Source organism: Halomonas sediminis (assembly GCF_044871105.1).
GTDB classification, from domain to species: Bacteria; Pseudomonadota; Gammaproteobacteria; order Pseudomonadales; family Halomonadaceae; genus Vreelandella; species Vreelandella zhuhanensis.
Genome location: NZ_CP085246.1, coordinates 1457494 through 1478555, shown reverse-complemented (window position 1 = coordinate 1478555; position 21062 = coordinate 1457494). Strand labels below are relative to the sequence as shown.

Annotated in this window: 14 protein-coding genes, 2 tRNA genes and 3 rRNA genes; 8 read left to right on the top strand and 11 right to left on the bottom strand. The window is 55.3% G+C overall.

The genetic code is table 11. From position 1 onward, the window contains the following. Window positions 1–98: 98 nt before the first annotated feature. From rrf to LG290_RS07035, 9 genes are all read right to left on the bottom strand, one after another. A 5S ribosomal RNA gene (gene rrf, locus LG290_RS07075) occupies window positions 99–214 on the bottom strand. 91 nt (window positions 215–305) lie between these two features. Continuing rightward, window positions 306–3196: ribosomal RNA gene (locus LG290_RS07070) — 23S ribosomal RNA — on the bottom strand. 172 nt (window positions 3197–3368) lie between these two features. Beyond that, window positions 3369–3444, bottom strand: a tRNA-Ala gene (locus tag LG290_RS07065). A 104-nt stretch (window positions 3445–3548) separates the two neighbouring features. Further along, window positions 3549–3625, bottom strand: a tRNA-Ile gene (locus LG290_RS07060). A 98-nt stretch (window positions 3626–3723) separates the two neighbouring features. Continuing rightward, window positions 3724–5257 (bottom strand): 16S ribosomal RNA (locus LG290_RS07055). The 16S, 23S and 5S rRNA genes sit together here with 2 tRNA genes alongside, the layout of an rRNA operon. Window positions 5258–5555: 298 nt before the next feature. Beyond that, window positions 5556–6557, bottom strand: a complete 1002-nt coding sequence (locus LG290_RS07050) for an adenosine deaminase (protein ID WP_499836808.1) — start codon at window positions 6555–6557, stop codon at window positions 5556–5558. Window positions 6558–6788: 231 nt separating this feature from the next. Further along, window positions 6789–7799, bottom strand: coding sequence for a cytochrome d ubiquinol oxidase subunit II (cydB, locus tag LG290_RS07045; protein ID WP_499836807.1), 1011 nt, complete (start codon window positions 7797–7799; stop codon window positions 6789–6791). A gap of 3 nt (window positions 7800–7802) precedes the next feature. After that, window positions 7803–9215: a cytochrome ubiquinol oxidase subunit I gene (locus LG290_RS07040; protein WP_499836806.1), complete on the bottom strand. Its 1413-nt coding sequence runs from the start codon at window positions 9213–9215 to the stop codon at window positions 7803–7805. Window positions 9216–9423: 208 nt separating this feature from the next. Then, on the bottom strand, window positions 9424–10401 hold the full coding sequence (locus tag LG290_RS07035) for a calcium/sodium antiporter (RefSeq protein ID WP_160416858.1): 978 nt from the start codon (window positions 10399–10401) through the stop codon (window positions 9424–9426). 228 nt (window positions 10402–10629) lie between these two features. Here LG290_RS07035 and LG290_RS07030 point away from each other — a divergent pair, with 228 nt between their 5' ends. The 8 genes from LG290_RS07030 to LG290_RS06995 all read left to right on the top strand — a co-directional run bounded on the left by LG290_RS07030 (window position 10630) and on the right by LG290_RS06995 (window position 18872). Next, window positions 10630–11961, top strand: coding sequence for a PqiA/YebS family transporter subunit (locus LG290_RS07030; RefSeq protein WP_499837054.1), 1332 nt, complete (start codon window positions 10630–10632; stop codon window positions 11959–11961). Beyond that, complete coding sequence (pqiB, locus tag LG290_RS07025) at window positions 11954–13627, top strand: intermembrane transport protein PqiB (RefSeq protein ID WP_499836805.1); 1674 nt, start codon at window positions 11954–11956, stop codon at window positions 13625–13627. The genes LG290_RS07030 and pqiB overlap by 8 nt, the downstream gene beginning before the upstream one ends. A gap of 31 nt (window positions 13628–13658) precedes the next feature. After that, on the top strand, window positions 13659–14249 hold the full coding sequence (locus tag LG290_RS07020; RefSeq protein ID WP_499836804.1) for a PqiC family protein: 591 nt from the start codon (window positions 13659–13661) through the stop codon (window positions 14247–14249). A 163-nt stretch (window positions 14250–14412) separates the two neighbouring features. After that, window positions 14413–15684 (top strand): DEAD/DEAH box helicase, encoded by a 1272-nt coding sequence (locus LG290_RS07015; RefSeq protein ID WP_499836803.1) that lies wholly within the window; start codon window positions 14413–14415, stop codon window positions 15682–15684. 26 nt (window positions 15685–15710) lie between these two features. Then, window positions 15711–16214: a hypothetical protein gene (locus LG290_RS07010; RefSeq protein WP_160416862.1), complete on the top strand. Its 504-nt coding sequence runs from the start codon at window positions 15711–15713 to the stop codon at window positions 16212–16214. 14 nt (window positions 16215–16228) lie between these two features. After that, a complete protein-coding gene (locus LG290_RS07005; RefSeq protein ID WP_499836802.1) occupies window positions 16229–17431 on the top strand; it encodes an MFS transporter in 1203 nt (400 codons plus the stop codon). Window positions 17432–17476: 45 nt separating this feature from the next. After that, entirely contained in the window at window positions 17477–18547 is a 1071-nt protein-coding gene (locus LG290_RS07000; protein ID WP_499836801.1) for an asparaginase, read from the top strand. Between the two features lie 85 nt (window positions 18548–18632). Then, window positions 18633–18872, top strand: a complete 240-nt coding sequence (locus LG290_RS06995; RefSeq protein WP_160416865.1) for a DUF2789 domain-containing protein — start codon at window positions 18633–18635, stop codon at window positions 18870–18872. Between the two features lie 101 nt (window positions 18873–18973). On the opposite strand, the gene LG290_RS06990 is transcribed toward LG290_RS06995, so the two are convergent. Together LG290_RS06990 and trhP are read right to left on the bottom strand one after the other, a co-directional pair. Next, window positions 18974–19393 (bottom strand): SRPBCC family protein, encoded by a 420-nt coding sequence (locus LG290_RS06990; RefSeq protein WP_499836800.1) that lies wholly within the window; start codon window positions 19391–19393, stop codon window positions 18974–18976. Window positions 19394–19530: 137 nt separating this feature from the next. Then, window positions 19531–20952 (bottom strand): prephenate-dependent tRNA uridine(34) hydroxylase TrhP, encoded by a 1422-nt coding sequence (gene trhP / locus LG290_RS06985; RefSeq protein ID WP_160416867.1) that lies wholly within the window; start codon window positions 20950–20952, stop codon window positions 19531–19533. Window positions 20953–21062: the final 110 nt, after the last annotated feature.

The following is a 21062-nucleotide window of genomic DNA, read 5'->3' as shown; positions in this document are numbered from 1 at the left end:
TATCAAGCCGCTGAACTCAGCGGCTTGATTGCGCATTTTTTCAGGGCAAAAAAAACGCCCCCGCGGCAAGGCCGTGGGGGCGTTTTTTTCGAATAGGTGCCTGACGATGACCTACTCTCGCATGGGGAGACCCCACACTACCATCGGCGCGGAACGGTTTCACGACTGAGTTCGGCAAGGGATCAGGTGGTTCCCGGACGCTATGGTCGTCAGGCAAAACTTTAATGTCTATCATGCTGAGGGCACGTCGCCTGGGCGACGGGCTGATTGTCTGTTGTCCTGCGATCAGACCCCTTGGGTGTTATAGGGTCAAGCCTCACGGGCCATTAGTACACGTTAGCTCAACGCCTTGCAGCGCTTCCACACCGTGCCTATCAACCAGCTGGTCTCGCTGGGCCCTTCAGGAGGCTCAAGGCCTCGGGGACGTCTCATCTTGAAGGGGGCTTCCCGCTTAGATGCTTTCAGCGGTTATCCCGTCCGACCATAGCTACCCGGCAATGCCACTGGCGTGACAACCGGAACACCAGAGGGTCGTCCACTCCGGTCCTCTCGTACTAGGAGCAGCCCTTCTCAAACGTCCAACGCCCACGGCAGATAGGGACCGAACTGTCTCACGACGTTCTAAACCCAGCTCGCGTACCACTTTAAATGGCGAACAGCCATACCCTTGGGACCGACTTCAGCCCCAGGATGTGATGAGCCGACATCGAGGTGCCAAACACCGCCGTCGATGTGAACTCTTGGGCGGTATCAGCCTGTTATCCCCGGAGTACCTTTTATCCGTTGAGCGATGGCCCTTCCATACAGAACCACCGGATCACTAGAACCTGCTTTCGCACCTGCTCGACGTGTCTGTCTCGCAGTCAAGCACCCTTATGCTCTTGCACTCAATGCACGATGTCCGACCGTGCTGAGGGTACCTTCGTGCTCCTCCGTTACGCTTTGGGAGGAGACCGCCCCAGTCAAACTACCCACCACACACTGTCCTCGATCCCGATAAGGGACCTGAGTGAGAACGCCAATGATGCCAGGCTGGTATTTCAAGGTTGGCTCCCCCCGAACTGGCGTCCGGGGTTCCTAGCCTCCCAGCTATCCTACACAGGCAACATCAGCGTCCAGTGTGAAGCTATAGTAAAGGTTCACGGGGTCTTTCCGTCTAGCCGCGGGTACACCGCATCTTCACGGCGATTTCAATTTCACTGAGTCTCGGGTGGAGACAGCGTGGCCATCATTACGCCATTCGTGCAGGTCGGAACTTACCCGACAAGGAATTTCGCTACCTTAGGACCGTTATAGTTACGGCCGCCGTTTACCGGGGCTTCAATCAAGAGCTTCGCCCGAGGGCTAACACCATCATTTAACCTTCCGGCACCGGGCAGGCGTCACACCCTATACGTCCGCTTGCGCGTTGGCAGAGTGCTGTGTTTTTAATAAACAGTTGCAGCCACCTGGTATCTTCGACCGGTTCGGGCTCAGGGAGCAAGTCCCGTCACCCTACGCCGGCGTGCCTTCTCCCGAAGTTACGGCACCATTTTGCCTAGTTCCTTCACCCGAGTTCTCTCAAGCGCCTTGGGATTCTCTCCCTGACCACCTGTGTCGGTTTGGGGTACGGTCGCACATGATCTGAAGCTTAGAGGCTTTTCCTGGAAGCGTGGCATCAGTGACTTCCTGACCGTAGTCAGTTCATCTCGTGTCTCGGCGTTAAGGTCCCGGATTTGCCTAGGACCTCGGCCTACTCACTTTCACCAGGACAACCAACGCCTGGCCCACCTAGCCTTCTCCGTCCCCCCATCGCAATCATGTCCGGTACGGGAATATTGACCCGTTTTCCATCGACTACGCCTTTCGGCCTCGCCTTAGGGGCCGACTCACTCTGCTCCGATTAGCGTCGAACAGAAACCCTTGGTCTTCCGGCGAGGGCGTTTTTCACGCCCTTTATCGTTACTCATGTCAGCATTCGCACTCGTGATACCTCCAGCAGACTTCTCAATCCACCTTCATCGGCGTACACGACGCTCCTCTACCGCGCATTCCTAAGAACGCACCCGTAGCTTCGGTACCTGGTTTAGCCCCGTTACATCTTCCGCGCAGGCCGACTCGACTAGTGAGCTATTACGCTTTCTTTAAAGGGTGGCTGCTTCTAAGCCAACCTCCTAGCTGTCTGAGCCTTCCCACATCGTTTCCCACTTAACCAGGATTTGGGGACCTTAGCTGACGGTCTGGGTTGTTTCCCTTTTCACAACGGACGTTAGCACCCGCTGTGTGTCTCCCACGCTGCACTCACCGGTATTCGGAGTTTGCCTCGGGTTGGTAAGTCGGGATGACCCCCTAGCCGAAACAGTGCTCTACCCCCGGTGGTGATACATGAGGCGCTACCTAAATAGCTTTCGAGGAGAACCAGCTATCTCCGGGCTTGATTAGCCTTTCACTCCGATCCACAAGTCATCCAAATCTTTTTCAACAGATCCTGGTTCGGGCCTCCAGTTGATGTTACTCAACCTTCACCCTGCTCATGGATAGATCGCCCGGTTTCGGGTCTATTTCCAGCGACTAGCGCGCCCAGTTAAGACTCGGTTTCCCTACGGCTCCCCTATACGGTTAACCTCGCCACTGAAAATAAGTCGCTGACCCATTATACAAAAGGTACGCCGTCACCCAACAAGTGGGCTCCGACTGCTTGTACGCACACGGTTTCAGGATCTATTTCACTCCCCTCTCCGGGGTTCTTTTCGCCTTTCCCTCACGGTACTGGTTCACTATCGGTCAGCCAGGAGTATTTAGCCTTGGAGGATGGTCCCCCCATGTTCAGTCAAGGTTTCTCGTGCCCCGACCTACTCGATTTCACGTGATCAGATTTTCGACTACGGGGCTATCACCCGCTACGGCCAAGCTTCCCAGCTTGTTCGCCTAATCAGTCACACGCTTAAGGGCTGGTCCCCGTTCGCTCGCCGCTACTAGGGGAATCTCGGTTGATTTCTTTTCCTCAGGGTACTTAGATGTTTCAGTTCCCCTGGTTCGCCTCGTACACCTATGTATTCAGTGCACGATACTCATCTTGTGATGAGTGGGTTTCCCCATTCAGAAATGCCCGGGTCACAGGTTGTTTGCCACCTCGCCGAGCCTTATCGCAGGCTGCCACGTCTTTCATCGCCTCTGGCTGCCTAGGCATCCACCGTGTGCGCTTCATTGCTTGACCCTATAACCCGAAGGAGTCTGGGTCGCAATGACAACATGCAGAAGACTTGCGTCTTCTGCGTTCATCAGCATGATATACATTGTTAAAGAGCGACTGTTCAATGAACAGTGATAAGCATTGAGCGTCTCGAATGCTTATCACTGACCACTGACGGTAATTCACGGTAGACGGTTGGTGGAGCCAAGCGGGATCGAACCGCTGACCTCCTGCGTGCAAGGCAGGCGCTCTCCCAGCTGAGCTATGGCCCCATCGTGCGACACCTTTTCTCCACAAATTTCTGTGAGACAAGGCAAGATGCGACGACGTATAGCCTGCTATACGAGAAGCATGTTGACGCAGCATCACAGGAATTTGGTGGGTCTGGGCAGACTTGAACTGCCGACCTCACCCTTATCAGGGGTGCGCTCTAACCAACTGAGCTACAGACCCGGCAAAGCGAAAGCCAAGGCACTCGCTTGTTACCGTTTTGCTCTATATTGATCAGGTAATTCATTGTGAGCGCTTGCCGCAAGGGCTGACGTGTCGTTTAAGGAGGTGATCCAGCCGCAGGTTCCCCTACGGCTACCTTGTTACGACTTCACCCCAGTCATGAACCACACCGTGGTGATCGCCCTCTTGCGTTAGGCTAACCACTTCTGGTGCAGTCCACTCCCATGGTGTGACGGGCGGTGTGTACAAGGCCCGGGAACGTATTCACCGTGACATTCTGATTCACGATTACTAGCGATTCCGACTTCACGGAGTCGAGTTGCAGACTCCGATCCGGACTGAGACCGGCTTTCTGGGATTCGCTGACTCTCGCGAGCTCGCAACCCTTTGTACCGGCCATTGTAGCACGTGTGTAGCCCTACCCGTAAGGGCCATGATGACTTGACGTCGTCCCCACCTTCCTCCGGTTTGTCACCGGCAGTCTCCTTAGAGTTCCCGGCATGACCCGCTGGCAAATAAGGACAAGGGTTGCGCTCGTTACGGGACTTAACCCAACATTTCACAACACGAGCTGACGACAGCCATGCAGCACCTGTCTCTGCGCTCCCGAAGGCACACCAGAATCTCTTCCGGCTTCGCAGGATGTCAAGGGTAGGTAAGGTTCTTCGCGTTGCATCGAATTAAACCACATGCTCCACCGCTTGTGCGGGCCCCCGTCAATTCATTTGAGTTTTAACCTTGCGGCCGTACTCCCCAGGCGGTCGACTTATCGCGTTAACTTCGCCACAAAGTGCTCAAGGCACCCAACGGCTGGTCGACATCGTTTACGGCGTGGACTACCAGGGTATCTAATCCTGTTTGCTACCCACGCTTTCGCACCTCAGCGTCAGTGTCAGTCCAGAAGGCCGCCTTCGCCACTGGTATTCCTCCCGATCTCTACGCATTTCACCGCTACACCGGGAATTCTACCTTCCTCTCCTGCACTCTAGCCTGACAGTTCCGGATGCAGTTCCCAGGTTGAGCCCAGGGCTTTCACAACCGGCTTATCACGCCGCCTACGCGCGCTTTACGCCCAGTAATTCCGATTAACGCTCGCACCCTCCGTATTACCGCGGCTGCTGGCACGGAGTTAGCCGGTGCTTCTTCTGCGAGTGATGTCTTTCCTGGCGGGTATTAACCGCCAGGCGTTCTTCCTCGCTGAAAGTGCTTTACAACCCGAAGGCCTTCTTCACACACGCGGCATGGCTGGATCAGGGTTGCCCCCATTGTCCAATATTCCCCACTGCTGCCTCCCGTAGGAGTTCGGGCCGTGTCTCAGTCCCGATGTGGCTGATCATCCTCTCAGACCAGCTACGGATCGTCGCCTTGGTGAGCCATTACCTCACCAACCAGCTAATCCGGCATAGGCTCATCCGATAGCGCAAGGCCAAAAGGCCCCTGCTTTCTCCCGTAGGACGTATGCGGTATTAGCCTGAGTTTCCCCAGGTTATCCCCCACTACCGGGTAGATTCCTATGCAGTACTCACCCGTCCGCCGCTCGTCAGCGCCCCGAAGGGCCTGTTACCGCTCGACTTGCATGTGTTAGGCCTGCCGCCAGCGTTCAATCTGAGCCATGATCAAACTCTTCAGTTTCAAATCATTGTGATCCTTGCCTGTCACTCGAAAGTCACAGAAGCGGATCAAACTTGGCTCAAGGTTCAAACGATTTCATTCAAAACAGGTTCCGAAAAACCTTATTGCTTGAGTCGCTTGCCTTGATTTTCGGTGACATTGTCACCCTCATCGGCAAGCGCCCACATGAATTACCTGATCAATTGTTAAAGAGCGTCTCGTGCTGCTGCGCTGCAGCTGCTTCGAGGTGTGCGTATAATACTCGATATAAAGCCGAGGTCAACCATTACGCGAGATTTTCTCTTGTCGATGCATAGTTTTAGCACCCAGCAACTTTCTTCAACTGCTCGTATAGCTGCGCTTTGCGCACCTCGCCCATGAAGGCGTTATCAATAGCATTGGCTGCCAGCTTGCAAAACACCGCTTCCTGCCATCCGAACGCCTGATGACAGGCTATAAAGTTTGCCAACATACCTCCGCCGAAATACGCTGGGTCATCGGAGTTGATTGTCACTACAAGCCCAGCGTCTAACAACTGAGGCAGTGGGTGCGCCTGCATACTTTCAACCACTTTCAACCGCACATTGGAAAGTGGGCATACGGTCAGCACTGTGCCCTGGTTACGCAATCGCTCCACTAACGCAGGGTCTTGCAAGCACTGCACGCCATGATCAATGCGGCACACGTCGAGCAAATCCAGAGCTTGATAGATATAGTCAACCGGCCCCTCCTCTCCTGCATGGGCTACCCGTGGAATACCAATTTGCTTGGCTCGACCGAATACTTCACTAAATTTTTCTGGAGGGTTGCCTTTTTCAGCACTATCCAGCCCGACGGCATCTAATATATCCCAATAGGGCTTAGCACTTTCCAGCACCTGCATTGCCTCTGCTGCGGGACGGTCACGCAAAAAGGCCATGATCAATGCACTGGAAAGCCCAAGCTCACTCTCCGCTTCTTGCCGAGCCAGGTTCAACCCTTCCAGGATAGTGGATAATCCAACGCCTCGGGAAATATGTGCCTGGGGGTCAAAGTGCATCTCGACATGAACCACGCCTTCATTACTGGCCCGGCGAAAATAATCCATAGCCAGCGCATAGAAGTCTTCAGCCTTCTGCAACACACTCATCCCCTGATAATAAATATCCAGAAATGACTGTAAGTCAGAAAAATCATAAGCGGCGTATACGTCTTCTATCGATGCATAAGAAAGCATAACGCCATTGCGTTCGGCCAAGGTAAACAACAACTCGGGTTCCAAGGTTCCTTCAATATGTAAATGTAGCTCTACCTTGGGCAAACGCTTGAGGAATTCATGCATGAAATAGGCTCCTTATTTTTCTTGTTTAATTCTGGGATATTCGAGACCGCTTGCATAGTCAGGCGCCCCACTTTTAACCCCGAACTCAAGTACTTCGCTCAGGCACGGTGAGTCGACACCTCCTCTTGGCTTGGGCCAGCGGAAAGTTTCCGAACTCTCTCCCCCAGTCGGTATACCGCCGTTACTGAAAAGATACAGGCGCTATCACCACACCCAACGTCGAAGAGCCGATTAATGATATCCCTCGCCCACTTTCACCTTGCCGCGAAATACCCAATAAGACCAGAAGGTATAGCCGAGCACGAACGGCAGAACAAACAGTACGCCGACCAACAGGAAAAGCTGAGATTCCGGTGCCGAGGCAGCATCCCATAGGGTGTAGTTCGGCGGTACGATCATCGGCCACTTACTTACCACCAGTCCCAGATAAGTGAACAGGAATATCCCCAGGGTCGCCATGAAAGGCATCAACTCACGGCGACGCCGAACCGACCAGTACAGGGCAAACATGCACACTAACGTCAATGCCGGCAATATCCAGATCAAGCGGATATTGCCGAACCAGCGTTCCCAGACGCCGGGGTTCACCATAGGCGTCCAGATACTGATGATCATGAAAATTGCCGATACCGCCAGCAGTAGCGGCAAGGTCAATTTGTAAGCCCACCGCTGAATGTAGCCTTCGGATTTCAGAATCAGCCAGGTACTTCCCAGCAATGCATAGCCAATCATGATGCCGATACCCGTCAATACCGTAAACGGAGTCAGCCAATCGAAAGCACCCCCGACAAAGACACCCTCTTGCGTCTCGAAGCCCTGTATATAGGTGCCTACCACCGTTCCCTGAGCAAAGGCCGCAATTGCCGACCCCCAGCTGAACGCCCTGTTCCACAGGCGCCGATTACGGCGGTTACGACGAGACTTGAAGCGCAGCTCAAAGGCCACACCGCGAAAAACCAGCCCCGCCAGCATCAGGAATACACCGATATACAGCGCCGGCAGGAAAACCGAATAGACCAGAGGAAAGGCTCCCAACAACCCTGCTCCTCCCAACACCAGCCAGGTCTCGTTACCATCCCAGATGGGTGCGACAGAATTCATCATCACGTCCCGGGCATCTTCATCCGGTGCAAAAGGGAAAAGGATTCCCAAGCCCAGATCAAAACCGTCCATGAGGACATACATTAGGATGCCGAAACCGATGATAAGTGCCCATATCACTGATAGATCGAACATTTCCATGGCTTAACCCTCTCCTTTGGCAGGATTGTCATCGAAGGGTGTACTGGTTGCCGAAAAAGGCCGCTTGGGCGTTTCAAAATCGTCGACCAGCTTTTCTTCCTCCTTCGCTTGCATGCCGTACCGGATCACCCGAGTGAGATAATACGTACCGGCATAAAAAATAACGCCATAAACCGCCATATAACCCACCAGGGTAAACAGCGCCATTCCACCGGTCAGCGAAGGCGTCACCCCTTCGGCATGGGTCATCGTTTCGTAGATCAACCAGGGTGCGCGCCCCGTCTCGGTCACGACCCACCCTGCCAGCACAGCGATGAAGGGTGTGATCGACATGACTCTGAGGGTCTGCAAGAAGCGCCGTGAACGATATACTTTTCCTCCACGGCGTAGATACAGCCCTGCCAAGGCGACCCCAATCATCGTGAAGCCAATGGCGACCATGATTCGAAATGCCCAGAATGTAATCCACACCGGCGGCTGCTCTTCGGGGGGCGATTCACTGATCCCCGGCACCACGCCATCCAGCTCATGCGTAAGAATCAGGCTTGCCCCGTAGGGAATACCGACTTCAAAACGGTTCTCCTGGTGGTCACGATCCGGCAAGGCAAACAATAGCAAGGGCGCGCCTTGCATCGTCTCCCAGTTGCCCTCCATGGCCGCCAGCTTGGTGGGTTGATGCTCGAGCGTGTTGATACCGTGAAAGTCACCAATCACCGCCTGAGCCGGCGCCAAGACCAGAAGGAGCCACAGACACATGGATAATGCCTTGCGATTGGCTTGCACATCACGCTCGATCAAGAGATACCAGGCGCTGACACCCGCCACCACGAAGCCACCGGTGAGGAATGACGCCATTACCATATGTGTGAGGCGAAAAGGAAAAGAGGGATTGAAAATCGCCTCCATCCAGGAGGTAACGTGTACGACGCCATCGATCATCTCGAAACCAGACGGTGTGTGCATCCAGCTATTGGCCGCAAGTATCCAGAACGTCGAGATGAAGGTGCCCAGCGCCACCATGATGGCGGCGAACAGATGAACACCCTGGGACACCTTGCCGCGGCCGAACAATAAAACCCCTAAAAAAGCCGCCTCAAGGAAGAAGGCCGTTATCACCTCGTAGCTCAGCAACGGCCCAATGAAATTGGCGCTGGACTGGGAAAAATTGCTCCAGTTGGTACCGAACTGAAAGGACATGACGATGCCGGACACCACGCCCATGCCGAAGACAACCGCGAAAACCTTGGTCCAAAGGATCGCCAGACGCTCCCAAGCGGGGTTCTGCGTCTTGTAGAAAAGGGCATGAAGCAAAGCGAGGTAGGAGGCAAGCCCAATGGTGAACACAGGGAAAATAGCGTGAAAGGACACAACAAAGGCGAATTGTATTCGCGATAACAACAGCGGATCGAGCTCCATGACGTTCTCCTAAGTCCTGTGGAGGCAGCTACGACAACACAAGCTTAGATGAGCTAATCCATGTGGCAATTTTATTGTTCTTGAATATAGGATTACAATCCAAGCTTGTTAACTGAGCTTGGATTGTAAAGAGAACGCACTTCGTCTGTAAGCGTTATTGCACTGCTGATCGGTGGCGGATCGTTGCATTGCGGCTTTTAGCCAAATCTCAGGCCAATACCACCAAGCTAATCATGTATGCCGTGTAAGCGATAAACATGGCCAGCAGCATCCCACCTTCCACCCGATTGATGCGACGCTTACGGCCACGCCAAGCAAAGGCAAACAGAATCATCAATACCGTCATTCCGGTCATTACGCTCCAGTCGCGCATCAACACTTCTCGACCGGTCTCAATCGGCATTATCAGTCCGGCAAGACCCACCACTCCCAAAGTATTGAAAAGGTTCGATCCCACCACATTGCCCAACACCAAGTCATGTTCACGGCGACGCAACGCACTAATCGAAGACGCCAACTCGGGCAATGAGGTACCCACCGCCACGACGGTCAAGCCAATAATCAGATCGCTTACCCCGAAACTCAAGGCAATTTCCACCGCCCCCCATACCAAAAGGCGCGAACTGGCAATCAAGAGCACCAACCCGACCAGCGTCCAGAGCAAGGAAACCTTGAGTGACATCGGCTTGCTATCCAGGCTTTCCGCCACCTCCTGCACGAGGGGATCCTCCTCCTGCTGATATTTGGAACGCACAATACTGAAGGTAATGAAAGCAACCAGTATCACTATCAGCGTCAGCGCTTCCCAGCGTGCAATTACACCATCGAGCAGAGTTAACGCAGAAAGCAGGGTCACCACTAACAACAGCGGCATTTCCTTACGGATAACGCTTGAATGCACCGCCAATGGCGTGATTAATGCCACAGTTCCCAATACTAAACCGATATTAGCGATATTCGAACCATAGGCATTGCCTAACGCCAAGCCGGGATTACCTTGAGCGGCAGCCAAGACCGAGACCGTCATTTCCGGTGCGGAGGTCCCGAAACCGATCACTAGCATGCCGATCAGCAGGGGAGATAATCCCAGCCACCGCGACGTCGAGGCAGCACCATCAATGAAGCGTTCTGCACTCCAGATCAGCAGCACCAGACCAACAATCACCGACAGCGAAGGGAGCAGCATCGTTTTTCCTTAATAATGTATTCATTCAGGGCACTATTGCGCGAGCATCGTTGTCCATGAACGCGATCAGGTCAAGCGATGACTCGGCTAACTATTAAATTGCTGATAGATCGTTTATCGTCACCCACCGTATAGAGGCGCACCTATATTTCGCAGGAAGGCTCCCGTAGTGGAAAGACTCACGATTTGTTGATACGTCACCCTGGAAAGCTTAGATCCTTGCCTGCCATGCCGGGCGCAACACCCTTTGTGGATCGCTCTCCTCCAGAAGCACGCACCCGCCGTCGCCGGTTACGTGCCTGTCACGAATGTGACTGGGTGGTAGCGTTACCCGCGCTCAAGGGAGGGGAAAAGGCGGAATGTCCACGCTGCGACCATACCCTGGTTCGTCGCCATCATTTTCCTGCTCAACGTAGCATGGCATTATCAATTGCCGCCTTGACTGCCCTGATCCTGTCCGTAGCGTTTCCATTCGTCAGCTTTAGTGTCGGAGGCATCGGCAACCAGATTGAGCTATCGCAAACCGCCACTGCCTTGATCGGCTTTCACCAGCCCATCGTCGCCATTGCCGTCATCCTCACGATTGTCGTGCTGCCAGCGCTTTATCTAGTCGGGGTGGTCTGGCTTCAGTATGGCCTGTTACGAGAAAAAGCACTGCCCGCCAGCAGGGACATTGCCCGCTCCCTTTCCCATTTGACGCCCTGGATGATGGCGGATGTATTTATCATTGGTGCCTTGGTGAGCTTGATCAAGGTAGCCGGAATAGCCCAAATCGAATTGGGCGTGTCGTTCTGGGCGTTTTGTGCCTTCGCCATTTTGCTGTTGTTGACCACTCAGTCGCTGGATGCAGACTGGATGTGGTTTTCTCTGGAAGGTGAGCCCTTGGCGCCTGAAGGCACCATTACCGGTGAAACCGCTTTTGTCCAAGGCCTGACCGGTTGCACAACCTGCGGCTTGATCAATCGACTTTCTTCGCATGGCAAGAACTATTGCGCTCGCTGCCATGAACACTTGCATGCTCGCGTCCCTCACAGCTTGCAACGCACTTGGGCGCTGCTCGGTGCTGCTGCGGTGATGTACATCCCAGCGAACCTTTACCCCATCATGACCACCACCAGCCTGGGGGATTCAACCCCTTCCACCATTATCGGCGGCGTGGTCGAATTATTGCAGATGGGTTCCTGGCCGGTGGCGGCGGTCATCTTCATCGCCAGTATTATTGTTCCTGTAAGCAAACTCGTGGCCCTGGTCTGGTTGTGCCTGGTGGTAAAGCGCAGTAATGAGCTCAATGCAGCTGCGCGCACGCGACTTTATCGTGTTACCGAATTTATCGGCCGCTGGTCCATGGTGGATGTGTTCGTCGTGGCAATATTAGTGGCATTGATTCGTGCCGGCTCATTGATGTCGATCACGCCGGGGCCGGCTGCGCTGGCATTCGGTGCTGTGGTGGCCCTTACCATGCTCGCCGCCATGTCCTTCGACCCGCGCTTGATCTGGGATTCTCCTTTACCGCGCCAAGAGCGTCTTTTTTCAGGCCCCAAGGAAAACATTGATGGCTGAAGCCTCCTCCTCCGCTACCGATGAAAGCAGCTTGCATCGTGCCAAGCTGTCGCCTCAAACGCGGCTTTCACCGATCTGGATTGTACCTTTGGTGGCCCTGATCATCGGCCTGTGGCTGGTTTATGATAATTACACCAGCCGGGGCACGCTGATCACCTTGACCATGGACAGTGCCGAAGGCATCGAAGCCGGCAGCACCTTGATACGCAGCCGCAACGTGGAGGTAGGACGTGTCCAGGAAGTCAGGTTATCCGACGATCTTTCGCATGCCGTGATTACCGCCCGTATCAGCCCCTCAGCGGAAGCCATGCTGCGTGAGGATAGCCGTTTCTGGGTCGTCAAGCCACGCATCGGCAGGGAAGGAATCAGCGGGTTGGGCACGGTGCTCTCGGGTGCCTATATCCAACTGGAGCCTGGCACCTCGGATGAGCCTCAACGCGAGTTTGAAGTCAGCGAGTCGGCGCCTGTGGCACCGGCTGGCGCCAGTGGGATGCGTTTCAACCTCATCAGCCAAGTCGGGAACTCCTTACGCGTAGGCGACCCGGTTTCCTATCAGGGCTTTACGGTGGGGCGGGTAGAAGAAGTCAACTTCAACGCCGGAAGCCGGATGATGAATCATCAGATTTTCATTGAAGAACCCTATACCACTCTGGTCACCGAAAGCACCCGTTTCTGGTCGGCAAGCGGCGTGGATATACGTCTGGATGCCGATGGGTTCAGGGTCAGTGTAGAATCCCTCGAAGCGTTATTGGGCGGAGGCGTCACCTTTGGTGTTCCGGAAGACTTGCCCATGGGCGAAATGGTCGAGCCCGATACCACCTTCAGCCTTTATGCCGACGAAGACAGTGCCCGCCAAGGGACCTTCAACCGCTATCTGGAATACGTTCTGCTGGTCGACGAGACCGTACGCGGACTATCTCGTGGGGCGCCGGTGGAATTCCGAGGTGTCAGGGTGGGTACCGTGGCGGCGGTGCCCTGGAAATTTACCGCGCCCCAGCCGGACTCTCGGGCACGTTTCGCGATTCCCGTGCTTATCCGCATAGAGCCACAGCGTCTCGGAATTGAAAATGCCGCCATCGATCTCGACGAATGGGATGCACGCTTCAAGCGTCTGTTCAATCTGGGCTTGCGGGCGTCACTGAAAAGCGGCAACTTACTGACAGGTGCGCTGTTCGTCGACCTGAATTTCCAGCGTGAGCTGGCCGACGAATACGTCGAAGAGGAATTTGCCGACCGCTCCGTGTTCCCCACCGAGGCGGGTGGCTTTGCACAAATACAATCGCAGATCACCACCTTGCTGGAAAAGCTCAACGACCTTGAAGTCGAACCCTTATTGGCTGGGCTGGACCGTAACCTTCAAGCTTCCGAAACCATGCTCGAAGAAATGCAAAACGTTGCCGGCTCGCTGAACAGCCTGCTCGACAACCCGGAAACCCGAGCGGTCGGCGGCAATCTCAATGCCACCCTGGAGGAATTGCGCAGCACGATGCAGGGCCTCTCACCGACTTCGCCAGCCTATCAGGAACTTACCAACGCCATTGGACGACTTGACCGGCTGATGCGCGACCTTCAACCCTTGACTCGAGCGCTGAACGAGAATCCGCGCGCCCTGCTGTTCGATAACCTGGACACCCAGGACCCCGTGCCGCGAGCACCGCGCCCTTGAATCGAGATACCCAGTTACCCGGAGCCAATTCATGTTTTGTCGATTGATTTACCTGAGTGCCTTGCTTGTCTCGATGCTTGGATTGGCGGCATGCGCTTCCAGCATCACCCCGCCTTCACGCTATATGTTGCCGGGAGACGATGTTGCCCAACCCAGCCAAACGCCGGAATATACGTTGTTGCTTCGTACCCCGCGTCTGGCTCACTATCTGGATGTCGAGGGTATCGTCATGCAGCTTGACGACATCACGCTGCATGAAGCCCGAGAACATCAATGGGCGGAAAGCCTGGGTCGACAACTCGAACGCGGCATGCGGGCGCGCCTGACCCAACAGCTGCCTTCCACCCAGGTACTCAGGGAAGAAGCTTCCCATTCACAAGCATTGACACTGCGCTTGGAAGTCGACAGTTTTCAAGGCCGCCAAGATGGCTATGCCGTGGTCAGCGGCCAATGGCAACTGCGTGACCCCCAAGGTCAGCTGCTTCGCCTGGACAGTTTCGATACCCGAACCGAGTTGCAAAGCGATGGATACCCCGCCTTGGTACGCGCCTTGGCGGTAAGCTGGGACAAGGCCGCCGAGCAGATTGCCCAGGCCATCCGCCAGGTACAAACCAAGTCGTGAGCCATCGCCCAAGCAGTGTCGAGAATGTGTTTACCCTCGCGGCGTGCCCGGTTATCTGGCATTATCCCCCACCGCGATGTGGATTCATCTTACTATCGCTCTTTGAACTGAACACCTCTGACCGGTGCGCTATCCGCTGCCGGCAGGTGATTGCGGAGAACGCATGAGCTTTTCTGAACTCGGCCTCCATACCGATTTGCTGCGTGCCGTAACGGCACAAGGCTATACCACCCCGACCCCGATCCAGCAGCAAGCCATTCCGGCCGTGCTTTCAGGTCGTGACCTCCTGGCCACGGCCCAGACCGGCACCGGTAAAACGGCAGGTTTCACCTTGCCCATGCTGCAACGCCTGAGCGAAGGCAAGCGGCCAGGGAAGCGGCAAGTAAGAGCACTGGTCTTGACGCCTACCCGCGAGCTTGCCGCTCAGGTAGGCCAAAGCGTGGCCACTTATGGCCAGCATTTTTCGATGCGCTCTCACGTCATTTTTGGCGGCGTGGGCCAACAGCCTCAAGTGGATGCCCTGAAGCCTGGGCTCGACGTCTTGATCGCCACACCCGGTCGCCTGCTGGACCTTCTCCAGCAACGCCATGTCGATCTTTCCGCCGTTGAAATTCTGGTACTCGACGAAGCCGACCGCATGCTCGACATGGGCTTCATCCATGACATCAAGCGACTTCTTCGCGTAATGCCCAAACAGCGCCAGAACCTGCTTTTTTCCGCTACGTTTTCTACCGAGATCCAAGGACTGGCCACCCAGTTGATGGATAACCCGGCAATCATTGAGGTTGCGCGGCGCAATACTACCGCTGAAACAGTGGAACAAGCGGTTTACCACGTGGACCGTGTCCGCAAGCGTGAACTCCTGGCCCATTTGATTCAGCAATATGGCTGGCATCAAGTGCTGGTATTCACCCGCACCAAGCATGGTGCCAATCGCTTGGCCGAACAGCTTTCAAAGGAATCGATTCCCGCGATGGCTATTCATGGCAACAAGAGCCAAAGCGCCCGAACCCGTGCCCTTACCGCTTTCAAAGGTGGTGAGCTTCAGGTATTGGTGGCGACGGATATAGCTGCACGGGGCCTGGATATCAGCGAACTCCCCCATGTGGTCAACTTCGACCTGCCCAATGTGCCCGAAGATTATGTGCATCGTATCGGACGTACTGGTCGTGCCGGCAGTGAAGGCGAAGCCGTTTCATTGGTGTGTATCGATGAAAAGGATCTCTTGAAAGGCATTGAGCGTTTGATCAAGCGCGACCTGGTAAAACGCGAGGAAGCAGGTTTTGCTCCTGACCCTAGCATCAAGGCCGAGCCGATCGAAAATGGGCGTCAGAATCGTGGCCAAAAGCCCGCGAGACGTGGCACTGACAGTAAACGTACCGAACGTAGCACCAAACCGGCTCCGCGCTCACGCAGCAGAAGCGCCCGCAGCTAGGCGACACACCCAGCATTGGAGGGTTTATGGCATCATCTCGATTGATGGCTGAATATCAGCAGTGGTTGACGTTTCAGCATCAAGAGCAACTAAGCCGCGAACACCAAGGCATTGCTCAACGCCTGACCGATGCCCGTGCCACGGCCAACCAAGTGGTACAAGCGTATCGCAGCATGGCGGAAAAGGCGGCCACGGAAGGCGCGTGCTACCGTACCCTGTTTCTACGCCAAGGCGAAACCGGCAAGGCACTGCCCTGTGAAGGCTGGTTGTTTATCAGACGAGTACTCAGCGAGGGCAATACCACCCGGGTTCGCGCCACCCTGCTGGACACCTTTACATTGGAGCAAGGCCACATTGAAGTAGGAACACAGCCGGCACGTAAAGTAACGCTGGAAATTTTCGATCAGATACAAATCGACAAAGGCATGGCCACGACAGTACGGGTAGATGAGGTGGGTAGTGCCGGCAATTACCACTTCATTACGTTACTTGATGCGGTACGTGGTGACCTGCGCCGCCATCTCAACTAGTGATCGCCTAGTCAATGGCGTTTTCTCGTCGTTCGTTCGTCTTTATTCTGCTGATGGTGGTGGTGGGCCTTAATCTACGCCCGGCACTTTCCTCGATAGCTCCTCTTTTGGCACGTCTGCAGGAAACTGCAGGCTTGTCAGCTTTTGCTGCCGGTGTCCTGACCACATTACCCGTCTTGTGCCTGGGGCTCGCGGCTCCTTTAGCGCCCTTGCTCGCCCAGCGCCTGGGTAGCGAGCGGGCCTTGGGCCTCTCGCTTGCCGCTCTGGCAACCGGTCTGATTCTACGTGGCCTGCCTTTACCAGGGGTACTTTTCCTAGGTACCGCCATGGCCGGGGCCGCCATCGGCGTTGGCGGCACACTGTTGCCGGCGCTGGTCAAACGCGAGCTTCCCGGCAATGCTGACCTGGTGACTGGCATATACACGATGGCACTGTGTCTGGGCGGCGCTCTGGGGGCTGGGTTAAGCATTCCCTTGGCGGAACTATGGGGTAGCTGGCGACTCGGGTTGATGAGTTGGTCACTGCTCGCCATTTTTGCTCTGATCCTATGGCTGGGTTACATGCCTGCCCCAGCCGCTACCCCCTTGGCATCCATACAGCAACAGAGCCTACTCCAGCTGCTGAAAAAGGCGCTAACCTGGCAGATCATGCTGTACATGGGAATGCAGTCCTCGATGGCTTACATCGTCTTCGGCTGGTTGCCTACGCTTTTGATCTATCGAGGGTACGCCGAAGCAAATGCCGGCTGGCTCATGTCTGTTTCGATCATGTGCCAGATCTTCTCTGCCTTGGGCGCTCCCTGGCTGGCCCGTCTAGGGCGTGACCAGCGCCCTGCCCTGCTACTGATGTTATTGTGCACCGCTGCAGGATTATGGTTATTGCTCATCGCACCCTTGGCTTGGCGCTGGCCGGGAGCGGTACTGTTAGGATTGGGCCAAGGCGGCAGTTTCAGCCTTGCCTTGACGCTGCTTGTATTACGCACGGCCAATTCACGGCTTTCCGGTCAGCTTTCCGGCCTGGTGCAAGGCGGTGGTTATACACTAGCCTCGCTGGGTCCATTAAGTGTAGGTTTACTCTTGCAAGCGGGCGCCGACATTACTCACATCGCCTGGTTACTGATCGGCTTGATTGGGGTATGTTGCGGTTTAGCCATGTTTGCCGGACGTAATCGTCAGCTGGATAACGAAGATGGGAAGCTTGTCACGCGCAAGCATTAACCTCCCTGCTGATGCCATCCTTTGTCGAGGAGGACCCAAAACATCATGAGCCATACCTCAAGCGTTGCCTCTAACGCCCCCCGAGATGCTCGTGTCCTGGTTATCTACACCGGTGGCACCATAGGCATGCAGATGTCAGAACATGGACTGGCACCCAGCGGAAATTTTGCTCAGCGCCTGGACCATGCCTTGACACAGCTTTCACCTCGTCAACGTCAACAACTCCCATCGTTTGACATCTTGAGTGACTTACCGTTAATCGACTCCAGTGCGGCCAACGCCACCACTTGGCAACAGTTGGCTAGTGATATTGTGGCACAACATCAAGCCTATAGCGGTTTTGTCATCTTGCATGGCACCGACACGCTTAGCTGGAGCGCAGCCAGTCTAGCCTATCAGCTTCAGGGGCTGGATCGTCCCGTGATCCTGACCGGCGCCATGGAACCGCTTGAAGTGGCCAATGGCGATGCCTTGGAGAATATCCAGGGTGCTCTGCATTTCGCCGCCAACCCAGCCCTTCAGGAAGTAGCTATTTATTTCGCTGGCCAACTGTTGCGTGGGGTACGAGCCTGCAAGCAGCACAGTGAATCGGCTAATGCCTTTGCCAGCCCCAATTACCCGCTGCTGGGTGAGCGCATCGGAGATGATTTCATCTATTACCAAGGACGCGGCCTGGCAGTTCTCCAGCGCGGTGCCCCACGCTTCGAGCTGCCTGACTACTCTCCGCTGACGCAAGGCGCCGTGGTACGGGTGGCACTGTGGCCGGGCATTACCGCCTGGCAGCTTTCCGCCTGGCTCGATGATAGCCGCGTGAGGGGAGCGTTACTGCAACTCTGGGGGGCCGGCAACTTACCGCCGGAGCCTGAACTGCTGAATGTCCTGGCCTCGGCCAGTGGCGAAGGCAAACTGGTGGCGGCGATCAGTCAATGCCCTCAGGGCAGCGTGCATTTGGGGAACTACGCTGCCGGGCACGGGCTGGTCGAGGCCGGCGTTCTATCCGGCGACGGCATGACCCCCGAAGCCGCCTACACCAAGCTGGTTCACCTCCTTGCCCAACCGCTTACCACCGTTGATCAACGTCGCAGGTTTCTAACACCCCTGGTAGGAGAACGTTAGTTTTTCACTTCGTATTGCATGCTAAATGCGTCTATGTTTAAAAGGTATCGATCAACTTTTGCAATAATCTGAAGGAACGTCATTCATGGAAAAACCCGTTCATCATTTCAGTGAGCTTTTCGAGCAACTGGGCCTTGCCTCAGACAGTGCCGCCATCGAGCGTTTCATTGAACGAAACTCCCCTCTGCCAGCCAATATGCCCCTTGCCGAGGCACCCTGCTGGAACGAAGGCCAGGCTGAATTCCTGCGTGAAGCCATTGAAGAAGATGCCGACTGGGCGGAAACGGTAGACCACCTTGACGCTTCCATGCGCAAGAAAAGCTAGGCTCTTCTGAAACTGCTCGCACTCGCGGATTTTCAGATGAGACAAAAGGGAGCCGATGCTCCTCTTGATGGTGGGAGCATCGCGAATCTTTTTGCAAGCAGTCAGCCCGTATTTAATCGAGCCTCGACGCGTTCGAGAATCTGTCGGCTGATCTTGCCCACCAACGGCTTGGCGGCCTTGTTGACCGCCTTTTCCATCAGGCGATTGCGAATTTCGTAGGTCAGGGTCAGGGAGACATCGGTACCTTCGGCAACCGGACGCAAATGATAACGCCCATGGTTTTTCACCCCATCGAGTGATTTCCACGCCAACACTTCCGGCGGTCGCGTTTCGGTGACCTCCACGTCGAATGTCCAGTCCATGCCCACTGCCCGTACATGCCAGCGATAGCGTTCTTCTCCCAAGGGTTCGATCGCCTCGACCCAGTCCGAGTACTCCGCGAAGTCCTCGACCCGGCGCAACAGGGAAAACACTCGCTCGGGAGACGCCTTGATAATTTCGCTATGTTCAATCGTGGCCATTCGGATCGCCTATCTGGTTCCATTGATATGCATCACCCAGCCTCTCGGCTAATGACGTTCATGTCCATACCCAGGCATGGCACTGCATGACATCAGAACGGCGTATCATGAGTACAGCATGACATTAGCTACGAAAATTACAGGTCTCGCATCAACAGCGCAAATTCAATACGTTCAGCGGCAATCGGCTCGCCCGGTACGGGAATGCCTACCACATGGCCGGAACCCGGTGCCGCGCTTACCGATTCACCGCGCTTGTTCTCGATATGCTCAAGAGTAAAGCGGCGGTTGCCGCCGGGTAACATCAGCTCCATGCCGTCGCCCACTTCAAAGCGATTCTTGACATTGATTTCCAGCATCCCCCGGTCAGGGTCATAGCTCAACACTTCACCCACGAACTGCTGGTGAACGCCCACCGAATTGCCTTGCTCGTAGTTCTGATATTGGTCATGAACATGGCGCCGGTAGAAGCCTTCCGTATAACCTCGGTTGGCCAAGTTATCCAGCTCGTCCATCAGGCGCATGTCAAACGGTCGGCCGGCCACAGCATCATCGATAGCGCGGCGATAAACCTGAGCGGTACGCGCCACATAATAGGCCGACTTGGTGCGCCCTTCGATCTTGAGTGAGGTTACACCCATTTCAGTCAGTCGCGGCACATGCTGTACGGCACGCAAATCCTTGGAATTCATGATGTAGGTGCCGTGCTCATCCTCATGCACCGGCATCAATTCACCCGGGCGAGTGCGATCTTCGATAAGTGCCGAAAGCTCGTCCTGCCCTTCCACGCCGCCGGCAGTAGCGGTGCTTTCCGACGCCGGCATCTCTGCACTGCCGCCGCCCGAGGCAATCAGACCACCTTGTTCCGGCGTCCAGATGCCACTTGCAGCATGCGCCCGAGCGGAATTTGCCGGCACCAGGTCACCGGTTTCATCGGTGGATGCGGCGACGGTGTTGTATTTCCAGCGACACGCATTGGTACAGGTGCCCTGATTGGGATCGCGATGATTGAAGTAACCAGAGAGCAAGCAACGACCCGAATAAGCAATACAGAGCGCACCATGGACGAAGGTTTCAATCTCAAGGTCGGGACATTCAGCACGAATCTCGCCAATCTCTTCAAGCGAGAGCTCCCTGGAAAGGATGATTCGGCTGATGCCCTGCTTCTGCCAAAACTTGGCCGCCGCGTAGTTGACCACATTGGATTGCACCGAAAGGTGGATCTCCTGGTCAGGCCAACGCTCGCGAACCATCATGATCAAGCCGGGGTCTGACATGATCAGTGCATCGGGGCCGGCTTCGATCACCGCTTCCATGTCGCGCAGGTAGGTCTTCAACTTGCTATTGTGCGGGGCGATGTTGGATGCCACATAAAACTTCTTGCCCCGCTCATGGGCATAGGCAATGCCCTTGTGCAGATTGCCGATCTTGAAATCATTGTTGCGTACACGTAGCGAATAGCGTGGCTGACCGGCATAGACCGCGTCGGCGCCATAAGCAAAAGCGTAGCGCATGTTCTTGAAAGTGCCGGCGGGTGACAGCAATTCAGGCGCATTCATCAAGGTTCACCACTAAAGGGAAGCGGCGTGCTCGGCACAGTAATACCCGAGCCACGCGGTAGGAAATATCAGAGGAAGGGAATTCTACCAACTGCCACTGATTCTGGCCA

Coding starts and splice junctions, on each gene's coding strand:
- LG290_RS07050 (WP_499836808.1), bottom strand. CDS start 6,557: ATGCATGAATTCCTCAAGCGTTTGCCCAAGGTAGAGCTACATTTACAT.
- cydB (WP_499836807.1), bottom strand. CDS start 7,799: ATGGAAATGTTCGATCTATCAGTGATATGGGCACTTATCATCGGTTTC.
- LG290_RS07040 (WP_499836806.1), bottom strand. CDS start 9,215: ATGGAGCTCGATCCGCTGTTGTTATCGCGAATACAATTCGCCTTTGTT.
- LG290_RS07035 (WP_160416858.1), bottom strand. CDS start 10,401: ATGCTGCTCCCTTCGCTGTCGGTGATTGTTGGTCTGGTGCTGCTGATC.
- LG290_RS07030 (WP_499837054.1), top strand. CDS start 10,630: ATGCCGGGCGCAACACCCTTTGTGGATCGCTCTCCTCCAGAAGCACGC.
- pqiB (WP_499836805.1), top strand. CDS start 11,954: ATGGCTGAAGCCTCCTCCTCCGCTACCGATGAAAGCAGCTTGCATCGT.
- LG290_RS07020 (WP_499836804.1), top strand. CDS start 13,659: ATGTTTTGTCGATTGATTTACCTGAGTGCCTTGCTTGTCTCGATGCTT.
- LG290_RS07015 (WP_499836803.1), top strand. CDS start 14,413: ATGAGCTTTTCTGAACTCGGCCTCCATACCGATTTGCTGCGTGCCGTA.
- LG290_RS07010 (WP_160416862.1), top strand. CDS start 15,711: ATGGCATCATCTCGATTGATGGCTGAATATCAGCAGTGGTTGACGTTT.
- LG290_RS07005 (WP_499836802.1), top strand. CDS start 16,229: ATGGCGTTTTCTCGTCGTTCGTTCGTCTTTATTCTGCTGATGGTGGTG.
- LG290_RS07000 (WP_499836801.1), top strand. CDS start 17,477: ATGAGCCATACCTCAAGCGTTGCCTCTAACGCCCCCCGAGATGCTCGT.
- LG290_RS06995 (WP_160416865.1), top strand. CDS start 18,633: ATGGAAAAACCCGTTCATCATTTCAGTGAGCTTTTCGAGCAACTGGGC.
- LG290_RS06990 (WP_499836800.1), bottom strand. CDS start 19,393: ATGGCCACGATTGAACATAGCGAAATTATCAAGGCGTCTCCCGAGCGA.
- trhP (WP_160416867.1), bottom strand. CDS start 20,952: ATGAATGCGCCTGAATTGCTGTCACCCGCCGGCACTTTCAAGAACATG.